The following is a 12,826-nucleotide window of genomic DNA, read 5'->3' as shown; positions in this document are numbered from 1 at the left end:
TGGGAGGCGTCGCCGGACGCCGTATCAGGTAGTGGCGGTTCAAGGCAGGCAGGGAACGACGGGTCAGCACGTCGATTGCGCAGTGTAACCAACCGCCAGCGCGCGCACGGTTACATTTTTGTCATTGATAGATCGGGATGAGCACTGCGCCACGGATGACAAAAATGTCATCGTCCGGTCACTGTCCGGTGCCGGTCGCGGGAAGAGTATGGTAGTCATTCAATGCGCAATCTCCATTGCGCATATCTGCCCTCAAGGAGCGTCACGATGAAAATGAAGACTGCACTGTCCGCCACCTTCGGCTTGCTCGCACTCAGTGCGGCAGTGATGGTATCTGCTGCCGACATGCCGCTGATCAAGCCACTGCGCGGCACGGTCGACAGCGTCGACAGCAACACCCTGAATTTCACCACCCGCGCGGGCGTGCATCAAAGCATTGGCCTGACCGACAAGACCGGCGTGCGTCTGGTGTCGAAGACCGACGTGGAGTCGATCAAATCCGACAGTTTCATTGGCTCTGCAGCGACTCCTCAGGCCGACGGCACGCTCAAAGCACTGGAAGTGACTGTGTTTGAAGCGAGCCTGAAGGGCAGTGGCGAAGGGCACTATGGTTGGCAGAACGCTGACGGCAGCACCGGCACCATGACCAATGGCACCGTGGGCAAATTGACCAAGGCCAATGGCCGTACCTTGAGCGTGAGCTATAAGGGTGGCGAGAAGCAGCTGGTGGTGCCGGACGATGTGCCGATCGCTTATGTGCAGGCAGGCAAGGTCGATGAACTGGTCAAAGGGGCCAAGATCGTGGTTTTCCCCGCTGAAGATGGCAAAACCGCGCGCGGTGTAGCCGTCGGCAAGGATGGCTTCCAGCCGCCGATGTAACCGTTCATTTGAATCACCGTTGAATGGACGGTTGGCGCACTTCTGTGGGAGCGGATGCGGTCGCGAAAAGCCGGTACAGACGATACATCTCTATCGACTGTAGGGTTTTTCGCGAATGCATTTGCGCCCACAGGTTTGCGGCCGGAGGAATTCCATGAAAAAAATCAGAGTCCACCCTTGGCCCATCCGCCTGACGCATTGGGTCAATGCTTTTGGCATGGTCTGCATGTTCATGAGCGGCTGGGGCATCTACAACGCTTCCCCGCTGTTCCGTTTTTCCTTCCCTCGGGATTTCACTCTGGGCGGCTGGCTCGGTGGGGTGCTGGCCTGGCACTTTGCGGTGATGTGGCTGCTGGTAATCAACGGCCTTATCTACGTGCTGTACGGGGTCTTCAGTCGGCACTTCAAGCGTGACTTTCTGCCGGTGACTGCGAATACCGTCAAACGCGATCTGCTTGATGCGTTGCGCTTTGGTCTCAAACACGAAAAGGGTGTCTACAACGCCGTGCAGCGCTTGATGTACTGGCTGGTACTGGCGGCTGGGGTGCTGATCGTGGTTTCAGGGCTGGCGATCTGGAAGCCGGTTCAATTACAAGAATTGACCGCCCTTCTTGGCGGTTATGACTTCGCGCGCTTTGTGCACTTTGGCGCCATGGCGGCGATCGGCGCATTCACCGTAGTGCATTTGGTACTGGTGTTGCTGGTACCCAAAACCCTGCTGCCGATGATTGCGGGCGGGGTTAGAACGGTAGATGACGGGAAGGTCGAACATGATTGAACCGAAAAAACGCGCCATCGCGCGCGTCAGGCTGGAGCCTGCCCAACAAACGCAGCTGGAAAGCCTTCAGCGTCGCCACTTTCTCAAGGGCGGCTTGACCGTTGGCGCCATGGCCATGCTCAGTGGCTGCAACCTGCAGGATGGCGATCAGGTGGACAAGGTGCTGTGGAGCATGTCGCGCTGGAATGACAGGGTCCAGGCGTGGCTGTTCAGCGGTCAGAAACTGGCACCTACGTTCAGCAAAGCGCAAATCCGAAACCCATTTCCGTTCAATGCGTTCTACAGCGAGGATGACATCCCGGATCTGGACGTTGCCGACTGGAAACTTGGCGTCTCGGGGCTGGTGCGTGACAAGGGTGCGTGGAGTCTTGAAGGCTTGCGCGAGTTGCCGCAACGCAGTGATATCACCCGTTTGATCTGCGTCGAAGGCTGGAGCGCGATAGGGCAATGGGGCGGGGTACCGCTGAAGACCTTTCTTGAGCATGTAGGTGCGGACACCACAGCAAAATTCGTGGGCTTCAAATGCGCCGACCGGTATTACTCAAGCCTGGACATGCCCACCGCTTTGCACCCGCAAACCCTGTTGGCGCTGGACTTCGGTGAAGTGGCATTGCCCCCGGACTTTGGTTATCCGCTGCGGGTCAGGGTTCCGACCAAGTTGGGCTTCAAGAACCCCAAGCATATCGTCGAGATCTTCGTAACCAACGACTATCCGGGCGGCTATTGGGAAGACCAGGGCTACAACTGGTTCAGCGGGATCTGACGATACGAATCGAGTGTCTTACCGGGCTGGACGTTTTGGCACGCAAAAAAAATCCGCGCAGGCCTTGGTTCAAAGGCGCTGCGCGGATTGTCTACGACGCTGTTAGTGCACGAACAGGGCGATCAGGATGATGATCGGGATTGGGATACCCAGGAACCACAGAAGTAGTGAGCGCATAGTCTTTCTCCTTGATCAGCGAATGTTTGAATTAGTGGTGTAGGCACGGGTTTCAACGTAGGTCACAGCATCACGACGACGGCCACCCCAGATTGCGGCCAGGCTCGCAGCGAATGCACCGCACAGCAGGGAAACGAAGGTCCACAGTGCTGTCATCGCGGCATACTTGGCAGCAGCGTCAGCCGCTTGTTGAGCTTTGAGCTTGGCATCTGCAACTGCTTGTTTGGCCTGACCATAGACCTGATCAACACGGGCCTGGGCATCGGCCTGGCTCAGATTGGTACGCTGGGCGACCAATTGGGCAAGGTAGGTGCGGTCTTCGGCAGCCAGTTGGCCATCGTTGGCCAGGGTCTTGGTGAAGATACGCACTACGACGCCACGTGCTGCGTCATCATTGACGGCAGCAGGGCGGTCGTCACGGAACAGGGTGTCTACAAAGTAGCCGTATTGGTCGCGGCTGGTATTCTTCGCCGCAGAACCGGCAGCAACAGTAGCCGTACCGGCTACGCCTGCTACGGCGGTTGCGCCGGCCTTCACGCCGCTACCCACGACGCCGCTTACCGAACCGACGACCAGCACAGCAGCAACCAGCGTTGCTACTGCCCATGAAAGGAAGCCGTGCGCCGTGTCGCGAAAGTACACTTCATCGCCATGCATGTTCGACCATTTCACGCGAAGCCGACCGGCAATGTAACCACCCAGGCCGGAAGCGATGATTTGGGTCAGCGCCAACCAGACAACGGTAGTCACACCGATGGTTTTTGCGCTGGCGCCTTCATTGGCCCACGGCGACATCGCCGAGAAACCCAAGCCCGAGCCCAGAAGGATCAGAATCAGGGAGAGGGCTGCGGCGCCTGCGGCACCGGCGAAAATTGCGCCCCAGGAAACACCTGAGACATTGGAGGGTTCTTCTACTGCGGCAGAATAGGAATCGGGGGTGACATTCATTGTTGTGCTGCTCCGTGCGAATGGTGTTGTGACATCGCTGTAGATAATGCACTCGTTATGCCAGCAATGAAAAATTAAAAAAACATTTAAAATCAAGGGGTTATAAATGCCTAAAGATCCTCTATTCATGCAAATTGCATGAATGGTCCGCTTTGCACGGGCGTTCTGCCCGGTCAGGATAAGTTCAGCCTGATCATAGGGTTGCGGCGCGCTTTTCGTGTGCCGATGAATGTTAATGAAACACTCGGGCACATTCCCTTCAGAAAATTGTCCGATAGGATCAGAGCTGCACGGCACTGAGGGAGCTATCACCCGTTAGAGGGTAAGCCCGCAAGCAGTGGTGCCTACACGTCAGTGCTGGACTTGAGGTTGCGCAGTGAATTGCGCCCTGTATCGGTTTCTTCGAGAGGTATTTTCGTTATGTTCCTGCACCGTCCCCTGGAAGAGAAAGACATCCCTGCGATCTGCGATATGCCGCAGAGTGTTGACGAGCTTTTCTATATGTTCCCCAAGGCGGTCTTCCCGCTTACGCCTGCTCAGTTAAGCAACTCCATCGAACAGCGTTCGGACAACACGGTGATTGAGTTGAATGGCGAAGTGGTGGGATTTGCCAATTTTTCTCGTTATGACTTTCGCGGTCGCTGCTCCATGGGCAATGTCATTATTGCCCCGTATGCTCGCTCCAAGGGGGTAGGCCGTTACATGATCGGTTGCATGATGGAGCTGGCTTTTGGCAAGCATGAGGCTCAGGAACTAACAGCTTCGTGCTTCAACCATAACGTGCCTGGGCTGCTTTTCTATCCCAAGCTGGGCTTCAAGCCCTTCGCTATCGAAGAACGTCAGGACAAGCGTGGCAATCGGGTCGCCCTGATCCATCTGCGCCTGCCTCACGCCTGAAGCGCCACTCATGTCATTCGTCGGTTACAGCGCGGCAGCCGACGAAAGAATGGTGCGTGAAACGGCCTGGAAATTACTTTTTACAAGCCTGATTCTGTGTACTTCCAGATAATTTACCTGCGTTTGCCATTTTTATGAGGGGTGAAACGTTTTTTCAAGTCGCCGTCATAACTATTACTCCGCCAGAAGGCGACAGGGGTGAGGTTTGCTTCGCAGGGAAGCGCAGCGTATAACTTAATTGTGCGCTACAACCGTTGAGGTTAATGGCCCGAATAAACAGTTACTTTTATTCATGGAAGCTACTGATAAAAATCAGGCGACAAACTGTGCGTGTGATGACAGAGGTTGCCTCAGGAGGATACTGCGGTGATTGCATGCACTCTTTCGAACCTTGAATTGCGCAGCATTGTGGAAAAGGCATTTCTGCCTGTGCGCTGTAATTGCACAGTGATGGACGGTGCGATGAAAGTCGAGGTCATCGACCCCGTTACCGAGCGCGTTGAGCTGTTGGCCACAGGTATCAAACTCGATAAACTGGACACCAGCCGTGCGCTGTGTGAGTTGATTCTAAAGCTGCGCGCTGACCTGCAAGCGATGCAGCAGATGCCACAGCACGCATTGGCCAGTTAAGCATCGGAGCAAAACGTATAGCCGTTAATACATACGCTCATGATGCTGTAGTGTTATGAGCGTTTTTCATCAATGAACTCATAGCGTTTTTATCAAAAGCTGGAAACCTGCGGTTCCCCCTTTAACATTCTTAATCATTGGCTTGCGCAAGCATTCATGACCACTGTCCACGTCTTGATCCTCACGCGCGCGAGCCGTATTCCGAGAGAATGGCGTTGCCCACTGAAACGTTGACACACCCGCTTCTGAAATCGCGACCTTGCGCCGCTGGTTAAGCGCCGGGGCGGCAGTCGAGTCTCTTGCATGCACGAGACAGAAAAAGGCTGTGGCAAAGCACTCGTTTACCTTTTATCTTAGTGCCGCGTAAAACGCGGATTTCGATTTCAAGGGGAATGCATGGAAGAGAACCAGCCCGAGCGCGCCTGGGGATTTTCACAGGGTGCAAAATTCAAACGGATGCCGCGCCGGCGCAAGGTGATGCTGGGCGTCTCTTTGTTGTTAGTCGTGGCGTTGGTATGCGTGGCAGCCATTCTGGTCATGCTGCACCGGCTAGAGGCTCGCAATGCGGCTTTTCAACCGCCCATGACAGCACTGGAGCGACAGCGTCTTTTGCCGAGCGATCCGGTTCTGGATACCGCACCCAGGCTGGAGGGTTTGCATTATCGCCAGCAGGAAGAACTGAAAGCTGAAGGTTTTTCACCGGTAGAAGGTGTTGATGCTGAACGGCAGGGGCCTACCAATCACGTGTTGGTGCTTCATGGCGCAGACCTGCATGCCGATGCTCATTCCGGTCTGCGTCCCATTATCCAGCCCCGCTGACTGCCCGATCCTGCCCGAATATCGCAGCCCCCCTCGCGATCAATGTATCCGCCGCCGATGCTCGTTCTCGAACACCAGTCTAAATTCCTCCTTGCCGCTGTCCCGGGTTGCGTAATGGTCCAGTACCGGGCCCGCTTCGATCCTGCCATCCAGTGCGATCCGTATGATGGATGACTTGGAAAGGTAGTCGGGCACGTCACCAATAATCGTCAGTTCGCGAAGGGTATGACCGTCGTGTTCGATAGTGGCGAGCCTTACTCGACAAGTCGCCTGCATGGGAATGGGACCGAACAGTGTGTCACGCGAATAATCGATTTCGGCAATGCTGGACCGAAGGTTTTTCTCAGCATTCATGGTAGCGACCTCTCTGTCTGTTCAAAGGCAAGCATAAGCCCGACAATGGAGCCGGATCGTCTTGAAATAGTTCTTTTTTTTCGCCAGAGGGTGCGACCGTCTATCGGCTGTGAAGCTGGCTTATGGCTGACTGTGCATCGACTTTTTTGACAGCCCCGCGCCAGCCAACTGTTCTACCCATCAACAATGTTATTGGCCATTCCCGTTACAGCCTCCAATCCATAACGTCAGGACACGCAAGAAGTCAACTATCACCTCCAGTTATTGCGGTCGTCCTTGTTGGCGTATAGGTGAGGACAACAATTACCCGTTTTTCTTCGATTTTAAATTCGCATGACGCCGACGCGCTGTAACGAAAAGCTGGCGTCAAAAAATGCAAGTTCAATATAATCAATAGTTTACATGCTGATTTTTTCATTTTAACAATTTAGCGGATGTTTGACAGGTGTGAGCTTTTTTGAAACTATGTAAGTGCGTATTAGGTTGTCACTGTGCAGTTGCTTTGCCTGTCTAAGTAACTTTCTTTCGCTTCGTTTACGCAAATAGTGTCGTTACAAGTGTCGGCATGTATTATAAAATAATCACCGGTATATGTGCCAACTCGCTGATTTCGGAGAGATAAAATGATGTGAAAGGTGCTGGTTTTTTTGATCAAGTCATATGTTCATAAAATAATAGAGGCTGTGTCAGCAGCAGGGCTCTTTAAATAGGTGCCTCTACGCTTGTTTATACCGTGTATCAGACTGTTTTAAGATCTGATTTCATTGTAAATATCCAGATCAATAAAAAGGAAGTGACATCAGCACGAGCGGTCAGGAGTGGCTGTTATTCAGCACTCCCCCGAGGTTTGCTCAACGCATCGATTAAGTTCGGAGTCAACGTTATGCATGGAGAATATCTGGAAAGCGTGTGCGGCTGCGTTATAGCGGGCGCCGGACCGGCTGGCATGGGGCTGCTCTTTAACGCGTTAAAATGTGGCTCGATGCCTGAACTGGCCCGGCGGGGTCTGGTTATTGTCGATGCCAGTCCTCGTCCTGGAACGGGTCGGTTGGGAGATTACCGGGTCACGGCAAACTCGGTAGGTGATGTGTTCCTGGACTGTCTGCGCGATCCGGCATTGCGCAACGTGTTCGAACCGCTTGAGCGCTCACCCGCGTACTGGCGCATTCGGCGTCAGGCGCAAAACGCGCCGCAGCTGGCAGATGTTGCCGAGTTGTTGAGTGAGGCATCGATCCTGGTCCTAGACTTCGTTGTTAAACACTACGGTGTGAAGCTCTGGACTCGCGCCACCATCACCGAAATCGTGAAGCTGGACGATGAGTATCATGTCTGGGTCGAGTCCGAAGGGCGTTCCCGACGCATCCGCTGCCGTGCGCTGGTTTTGAATCTGGGAGGCAGGCAGGACCCCCAGCATCTTCTTGACAGTCTTGCCGATCAAGGCCTTGCTGTTTCGCCTTGCACCAAAGTGCTGAGTGCGGATGCGTTATTGCGCATGAACGGCGTGCAGTTGCGCGACTATTTTGCGGCCACGTTGGCGCGTGAGGGCCGGGTCAGTGTGGTGGGAGGTTCTCATAGCGCGTTCTCCGTGCTTGAAAACCTTGCCGACGCGCTGGAGTTCGCCGGTCTGCGCGAAGTGACGCTGATACACCGCTCGCCGATCCGACTTTTTTACGAGACAGCGCAGGCTGCAGTCGCTGCGGGTTACGCCTTCGACCCGCTAAAAGACATTTGTCCGGTCTCCGGGCGAGTCAACCGCTCCGGCGGGCTGCGATATCGCGCGCTCGATATCGGGCGCGAGGCAATGGCGAACGGGCGCATTGGCAAAACCGCGGTCCGCGTGCAGCTGCTCCAGACCCGACAGGGCCCGGAGGGGCATTTGCAAAGCGCTCGTCAAGCGCTGGCCGAGTCCGAAGTTGTAGTGCAGTGCACCGGCTATCAGCCTCTATTGCCCGCGATGAAGGACTCGCAGGGTGTCCCTATCCGTCTGATGGAGGTCAAGGGCGGTGTCGACTCGGACGCTTGCGGCTGCCCGCTGGACGTTAATGGGCAGCGACTTTATGGCTTGCATCTGTTTGGCCTTGGCGCCGGTTTGGGTGTCGATCCGCGCCTGGGCAGTGAGGCGTCGTTCGACGGGCGCATTTATGGCGTCTGGCAATTCCACCATGACGCCAGTCGCGCTGTGATTGACGCGGTGATCAGACGGCTGCAGCAGATGAGTCTTCCTTCGGTCAATCCCAACCATAACCAGTCTGGCAACCGTGAGGAGCAGCCTGGGCCGTTCCTCTGGCCAGTATTGGCCAACGCTCAGCCTTGATGCTGCGTGCAAGCTTGCGGACGGGCAACAGTGCTCGGGGGTTCCATCCTGAGACTTCAGCCATGAAGCGAAGCAGGCAGGGCCTGGGCCTTGCGTTCAAGGGCGGCCCAGACCCGCCGTACGGCGGGCATGATCTTTCCCTGACACCCGTTTCCACCGCTCAGGGACGTTTAACCTTTGGGTTTTGCCAGTTCCATGATCATTCGGGTCAGCAGATAGATTCGCGGCGAAACGCTGTCCACTTCGGCGTACTCCTCCGGGGTGTGAATGTTGCCGCCCACGATGCCAAACCCGTCGAGCGTGGGCACGCCAACACCGGCCGCGAGGCTGGCATCGGCTGCGCCGCCGCTGCCTTCGATGGTCAGCTTGCGACCGATTTCACCGTAGATGCCTTGAGCGATGTCGACCAGCTTGTCCGATTCGGCGGTTTGCGGCATGGGAGGCAGGCCCCGCTCCAGCCGTGTCGTGACTTCGGTTTCGGGTATCAGCTTGTTAGCCGATACGCGCGCCAGGTCCTTTTCGATCCTGTCGAACTCTTCCGGCACCGCTACGCGCACGTCTGCCTTGGCGGTGGCTTGGTCCGGAATCACATTGATGCGATCTCCGGCATTGATCACCGTGAAGTTAATCGTGGTCTTTTTCTCCGGATCCCCCAGCTGGCCCAGTTGCAGGATCTGGTGCGCGGCTTCCATCGCGGCGTTACGGCCCAGTTCCGGGGCAACGCCGGCATGGGAGGCTTTGCCTTTTACTTCCACCACGGCGTTGGCACTGCCCTTACGCCACACTACCAGGCCATCGGCGGGCCGACCCGGCTCAAGGTTCAGAGTGACGTCGTGCTGTTTGGCGACCTTCTGAATCAGCTCGGTTGCGGCCATGGAGCCGCTTTCCTCACTGGCGTCGAGCAGAAAGGTGATCTGAGCGTAATCCTTGAAGTTCAGGTTCTTGAGCGTTTTCAGCGCGTACAGACCAACAACAATCCCGCCCTTGTCGTCCATCACCCCAGGGCCATATGCACGACCCTCCTTGATGGTGAAGGGACGGTCCGCAGCCGAGCCTTCCTTGAACACGGTGTCCATGTGCGCCATCAGCAGGATTTTCGCTTTGCCAGTCCCCTTGAGCGTTGCGACGACATGACTGCTTTTGTCCGGCGCCGTGTTAGGAATGGTTTCGATGCTCGCGCCGAGCTTCTTCAATTCATCCACAACGATGTCGCGCACCTGTGTCAGGCCAGGTTCATAACCCGAACCTGTGTCGATGTTGACCAGCCGCTCCAGCAGTTTGAGCGCTTCGGCCTTGGACTGCTCAGCGTCAGCCTGCACTTGCTTGTTTGGCTCGGCCAGGGAAGGTGCGGCGTAACCGAAAGCCAGGCCCAGGGTCAGAGCGCTTGCGAGAATGGAACGGGCAAAGGATAAAGTCATGGGTCGATCCTTGAAATTATTTGGAATTATGTCGGATCACACCCTAACGTTTTGAACAGGATTGTGCATGTCAAAATTCGCTCTTCTGCCCCGTTACCAAGCCCTCTGGCAGAAATGTCGAACCTTATCTGCCCGTGATCCTCAATAACTGGACATCAGTAATCAGAGGAGCAGCGAACCATGCCGGTCAAGCACGATTTGTACGCGGATTTGAGTATCACCAAAGATGAGCTGAGCAAGCAACGCAGCCAGGATGCCCAACTCAATAAGCTGGTCAGTGACTACGAAGCGATCGATGCCGATATCGTCAAGGTGGAGGACGGATCAACGAACGATGTCTCGGATGACGAGCTGAAGAAGCTCAAGGAGAAGCGTCTGCTCGCCAAAGACAAAATTGTCGAGCATCTGCCTTCACGTTGATGCGCCCCTGACCTCCCTCTCCTGGCGGCCGGTATTTTGCGCAATACCGGCCGCTTGCGTTTGCGGTGCGCGCATTTCGACCGACCAGGCAAACAGCGAGGGCGGGATATCACGAGTCGTAATGGCGATTATTTAATAAAGCGCCACGGCGGTAGTTAGCGAAGGGATAACGGCAGTGAGGTTTGATGGATCCAAAGTTCACACAAAAAAACGGCGTCTGGGTGTACGCCGTTCAATCTTTGTCTGCTGCCAGTGAGCAGCAGACTTACTTACCAAGAAGATGAACCGGTTGGTTCATTGTGCCTCTTTGCCCGGCGCTATCTCGGCTTGAATACGTTTGTAGATTTCTTCACGGTGCACTGAAACATTCTTGGGCGCGTTGATGCCGAGCCGGACCTGAGAGCCCTGCACGCCCAGAATAGTGACGGTGATGTCGTCACCAATGTTTATGCTTTCGCCGACTTTACGGGTGAGTATCAACATAATCTTTTCCTTGATGGCCTCATGATGCGCCTCTACCAGGAGGCTGGCGTTAGCCTTTGGGTGATGGTGATTGCCGAGTGCATCCAAATGCGTTCATCAGTATGACGTCATTGGCACGATTTTAATTCCCCCAGGTTCTTATTCTTGTCATTAGTCTGATGCACCTGAGGCTAAGCGGCATACGAATTTTGCCTGTTTGCGGCAACAAATCCCCGGAAATATTGGCTATGGGTCTGATAGCCAGATCCGGGGCGGCGCCTATTGCACACTCCTTTCGCATTTAATGCAAAGAACTCGTGCCAAGCGGGGATGAAATTTTCATTAGTCGGCCTGTACGTGATCTCCCAAAAGGATTGTAGGAGACTTCGGAATTATGTGTAGGCAAAGTGATAAAGCTTATGGGGGAATTGCGACGGGCTAGCCGTTTGAGGGTGTCGGGAGGATATCTGCAGGGTGTGCGCCCCACAAATGACGTGCCCACCGCGAGGGTGGGCACGCAGGCAGCGGTCAGGGAATCAGACCACCAGCGACAACAGCATGATCAGGGTAATGCCCACCACGGACAGGATGGTTTCCATCACGGTCCAGGTTTTGAGGGTTTCGACCACAGTCATGTTGAAGTACTGCTTCACCAGCCAGAAACCGGCGTCGTTCACGTGGGACAGGATCAACGACCCTGCGCCGGTGGCCAATACCAGTAGCTCGCGATTGACGCCGGGCACCAATGCTACGACTGGCGCAACGATACCGGCACCGGTGATGGTCGCAACCGTTGCGGAACCGGTGGCCACGCGAATCACCGCAGCCACCAGCCACGCCAGGAGGATCGGCGAGATCTGCGCCTGAACGGCCATATGCCCGATCAGGTTGCCGACACCGCTGTCTACCAGCATTTGCTTGAAACCGCCGCCGGCACCGACGATCAGTACGATGGCCGCTACAGGCGCCAGGCTCTGGTCGAGCAGCTTGATGATCTGTTCACGGCTGAAGCCTCGGGCCGAACCGAAGGTGTAGAACGCCAGCAGCAGAGCGAACAGCAAGGCGGCAATCGGGTGACCGATGAAGTCCATCCAGATGCGGAAGATATGGCCATTCGGCAACGCGACGTCGGCGAAGGTTTTCAACAGCATCAAGAACACCGGCAACAGGATGGTCAGCAGCGTGATGCCGAAGCTTGGCAGATTCTCGTTGGTGGACTCCTTGGCAATCTGATCCATCAATGCCTTGTTGGGACTGCCGGGAATACGTTTGGAAATCCATTTGCCGAAGATCGGGCCAGCAATGATCGCCGTAGGAAAGGCAACGATCAGGCCGTAGAAAATCGTCTTGCCGATGTCGGCATTGAAAATGCCGATGGCCAGCAGCGGTCCCGGATGCGGAGGCACCAGGCCGTGAACGGCCGACAGTCCGGCCAGCAGCGGGATACCGATCTTGACGATGGACACGCCGCTACGGCGCGCGACGATGAACACCAACGGGATCAGCAGCACAAAGCCGATTTCGAAGAACAGCGGGATACCCACCAGGAACGCCGAAAACATCATGGCCCAGTGAACCCGCTCCTTGCCGAAGCGACGGATCAGGGTCTGGGCGATCTGGTCGGCACCGCCGGAGTCAGCCATCAGCTTGCCGAGCATGGTGCCCAGACCGAGGATGATACCGACGAAACCCAGTACGCCGCCGAAGCCGTCCTGGAACGACTTCATGACCTTGTCTACCGGCATACCGGAGGTCAACCCGAGAAAACCTGCGGCGATGGTCAGCGCAATAAAAGGGTGGACTTTGAACTTGGTGATCAAAAGCACAAGGCCAATGATGGTCACCAACGCATCGACCAGCAGATACGTGTCTTGAGTCATACCGAACATGGGGTGTCTCTCCGTTGTATTTTGTTTTTTTGGAGCTACTGCTCAGCGCTTCGCGCACTTCCTAGTGCACCTAAAAAG

General features: G+C 55.6%; 13 protein-coding genes. 8 read left to right on the top strand and 5 right to left on the bottom strand.

What is annotated here, in order from left to right:
• Positions 1 to 273 precede the first annotated feature (273 nt).
• From EC915_RS10885 to EC915_RS10875, 3 genes are all read left to right on the top strand, one after another.
• On the top strand, positions 274 to 879 hold the full coding sequence (locus EC915_RS10885; RefSeq protein ID WP_133750702.1) for a hypothetical protein: 606 nt from the start codon (positions 274 to 276) through the stop codon (positions 877 to 879).
• A gap of 154 nt (positions 880 to 1,033) precedes the next feature.
• On the top strand, positions 1,034 to 1,657 hold the full coding sequence (locus EC915_RS10880; protein ID WP_133750528.1) for a cytochrome b/b6 domain-containing protein: 624 nt from the start codon (positions 1,034 to 1,036) through the stop codon (positions 1,655 to 1,657).
• Positions 1,650 to 2,420, top strand: coding sequence for a molybdopterin-dependent oxidoreductase (locus tag EC915_RS10875; protein WP_133750527.1), 771 nt, complete (start codon positions 1,650 to 1,652; stop codon positions 2,418 to 2,420). Before EC915_RS10880 ends, EC915_RS10875 begins: the two co-directional genes overlap by 8 nt.
• 192 nt (positions 2,421 to 2,612) lie before the next feature.
• Here EC915_RS10875 and EC915_RS10870 read toward each other — a convergent pair whose 3' ends face one another.
• Positions 2,613 to 3,545, bottom strand: coding sequence for a hypothetical protein (locus EC915_RS10870; protein ID WP_133750526.1), 933 nt, complete (start codon positions 3,543 to 3,545; stop codon positions 2,613 to 2,615).
• 420 nt (positions 3,546 to 3,965) lie between these two features.
• Between EC915_RS10870 and EC915_RS10865 the strand changes: the two genes are divergently transcribed.
• The 3 genes from EC915_RS10865 (at position 3,966) to EC915_RS10855 (ending at position 5,891) form a co-directional block, all read left to right on the top strand.
• Positions 3,966 to 4,442, top strand: a complete 477-nt coding sequence (locus EC915_RS10865) for a GNAT family N-acetyltransferase (protein ID WP_133750525.1) — start codon at positions 3,966 to 3,968, stop codon at positions 4,440 to 4,442.
• A 366-nt stretch (positions 4,443 to 4,808) separates the two neighbouring features.
• Positions 4,809 to 5,072 carry a DUF1652 domain-containing protein gene (locus tag EC915_RS10860; RefSeq protein ID WP_133750524.1) on the top strand — a complete coding sequence of 88 codons (264 nt, stop codon included), beginning with the start codon at positions 4,809 to 4,811 and terminating at the stop codon, positions 5,070 to 5,072.
• Between the two features lie 396 nt (positions 5,073 to 5,468).
• Positions 5,469 to 5,891 (top strand): hypothetical protein, encoded by a 423-nt coding sequence (locus EC915_RS10855; RefSeq protein WP_133750523.1) that lies wholly within the window; start codon positions 5,469 to 5,471, stop codon positions 5,889 to 5,891.
• A gap of 39 nt (positions 5,892 to 5,930) precedes the next feature.
• Here EC915_RS10855 and EC915_RS10850 read toward each other — a convergent pair whose 3' ends face one another.
• Positions 5,931 to 6,245 carry a hypothetical protein gene (locus EC915_RS10850; RefSeq protein ID WP_133750522.1) on the bottom strand — a complete coding sequence of 105 codons (315 nt, stop codon included), beginning with the start codon at positions 6,243 to 6,245 and terminating at the stop codon, positions 5,931 to 5,933.
• 883 nt (positions 6,246 to 7,128) lie between these two features.
• Between EC915_RS10850 and EC915_RS10845 the strand changes: the two genes are divergently transcribed.
• On the top strand, positions 7,129 to 8,559 hold the full coding sequence (locus EC915_RS10845; protein ID WP_133750521.1) for a pyridine nucleotide-disulfide oxidoreductase: 1,431 nt from the start codon (positions 7,129 to 7,131) through the stop codon (positions 8,557 to 8,559).
• Between the two features lie 170 nt (positions 8,560 to 8,729).
• Here EC915_RS10845 and EC915_RS10840 read toward each other — a convergent pair whose 3' ends face one another.
• The gene (locus tag EC915_RS10840) at positions 8,730 to 9,977 is read right to left on the bottom strand and encodes a M20/M25/M40 family metallo-hydrolase (RefSeq protein WP_133750520.1); all 1,248 of its coding nucleotides are present in this window, start codon (positions 9,975 to 9,977) and stop codon (positions 8,730 to 8,732) included.
• A gap of 180 nt (positions 9,978 to 10,157) precedes the next feature.
• Here EC915_RS10840 and EC915_RS10835 point away from each other — a divergent pair, with 180 nt between their 5' ends.
• Positions 10,158 to 10,397, top strand: a complete 240-nt coding sequence (locus EC915_RS10835) for a DUF465 domain-containing protein (RefSeq protein ID WP_133750519.1) — start codon at positions 10,158 to 10,160, stop codon at positions 10,395 to 10,397.
• 294 nt (positions 10,398 to 10,691) lie between these two features.
• Here EC915_RS10835 and csrA read toward each other — a convergent pair whose 3' ends face one another.
• Both csrA and EC915_RS10825 read right to left on the bottom strand, forming a co-directional pair.
• On the bottom strand, positions 10,692 to 10,880 hold the full coding sequence (csrA, locus tag EC915_RS10830) for a carbon storage regulator CsrA (protein ID WP_133750701.1): 189 nt from the start codon (positions 10,878 to 10,880) through the stop codon (positions 10,692 to 10,694).
• A gap of 515 nt (positions 10,881 to 11,395) precedes the next feature.
• Positions 11,396 to 12,748 (bottom strand): GntP family permease, encoded by a 1,353-nt coding sequence (locus tag EC915_RS10825; protein ID WP_133750518.1) that lies wholly within the window; start codon positions 12,746 to 12,748, stop codon positions 11,396 to 11,398.
• Between the last annotated feature and the right edge of the window lie 78 nt (positions 12,749 to 12,826).

The organism is Pseudomonas sp. LP_7_YM (assembly GCF_004364435.1).
Classification (GTDB): domain Bacteria; phylum Pseudomonadota; class Gammaproteobacteria; order Pseudomonadales; family Pseudomonadaceae; genus Aquipseudomonas.
This window is presented reverse-complemented; position numbering and strand designations above follow the sequence as displayed.

Excerpts from the sequence above, each read along its gene's own strand:
- EC915_RS10885 (WP_133750702.1), top strand. The coding sequence starts at position 274 with ATGAAGACTGCACTGTCCGCCACCTTCGGCTTGCTCGCACTCAGTGCG.
- EC915_RS10880 (WP_133750528.1), top strand. The coding sequence starts at position 1,034 with ATGAAAAAAATCAGAGTCCACCCTTGGCCCATCCGCCTGACGCATTGG.
- EC915_RS10875 (WP_133750527.1), top strand. The coding sequence starts at position 1,650 with ATGATTGAACCGAAAAAACGCGCCATCGCGCGCGTCAGGCTGGAGCCT.
- EC915_RS10870 (WP_133750526.1), bottom strand. The coding sequence starts at position 3,545 with ATGAATGTCACCCCCGATTCCTATTCTGCCGCAGTAGAAGAACCCTCC.
- EC915_RS10865 (WP_133750525.1), top strand. The coding sequence starts at position 3,966 with ATGTTCCTGCACCGTCCCCTGGAAGAGAAAGACATCCCTGCGATCTGC.
- EC915_RS10855 (WP_133750523.1), top strand. The coding sequence starts at position 5,469 with ATGGAAGAGAACCAGCCCGAGCGCGCCTGGGGATTTTCACAGGGTGCA.
- EC915_RS10850 (WP_133750522.1), bottom strand. The coding sequence starts at position 6,245 with ATGAATGCTGAGAAAAACCTTCGGTCCAGCATTGCCGAAATCGATTAT.
- EC915_RS10845 (WP_133750521.1), top strand. The coding sequence starts at position 7,129 with ATGCATGGAGAATATCTGGAAAGCGTGTGCGGCTGCGTTATAGCGGGC.
- EC915_RS10840 (WP_133750520.1), bottom strand. The coding sequence starts at position 9,977 with ATGACTTTATCCTTTGCCCGTTCCATTCTCGCAAGCGCTCTGACCCTG.
- EC915_RS10835 (WP_133750519.1), top strand. The coding sequence starts at position 10,158 with ATGCCGGTCAAGCACGATTTGTACGCGGATTTGAGTATCACCAAAGAT.
- csrA (WP_133750701.1), bottom strand. The coding sequence starts at position 10,880 with ATGTTGATACTCACCCGTAAAGTCGGCGAAAGCATAAACATTGGTGAC.
- EC915_RS10825 (WP_133750518.1), bottom strand. The coding sequence starts at position 12,748 with ATGTTCGGTATGACTCAAGACACGTATCTGCTGGTCGATGCGTTGGTG.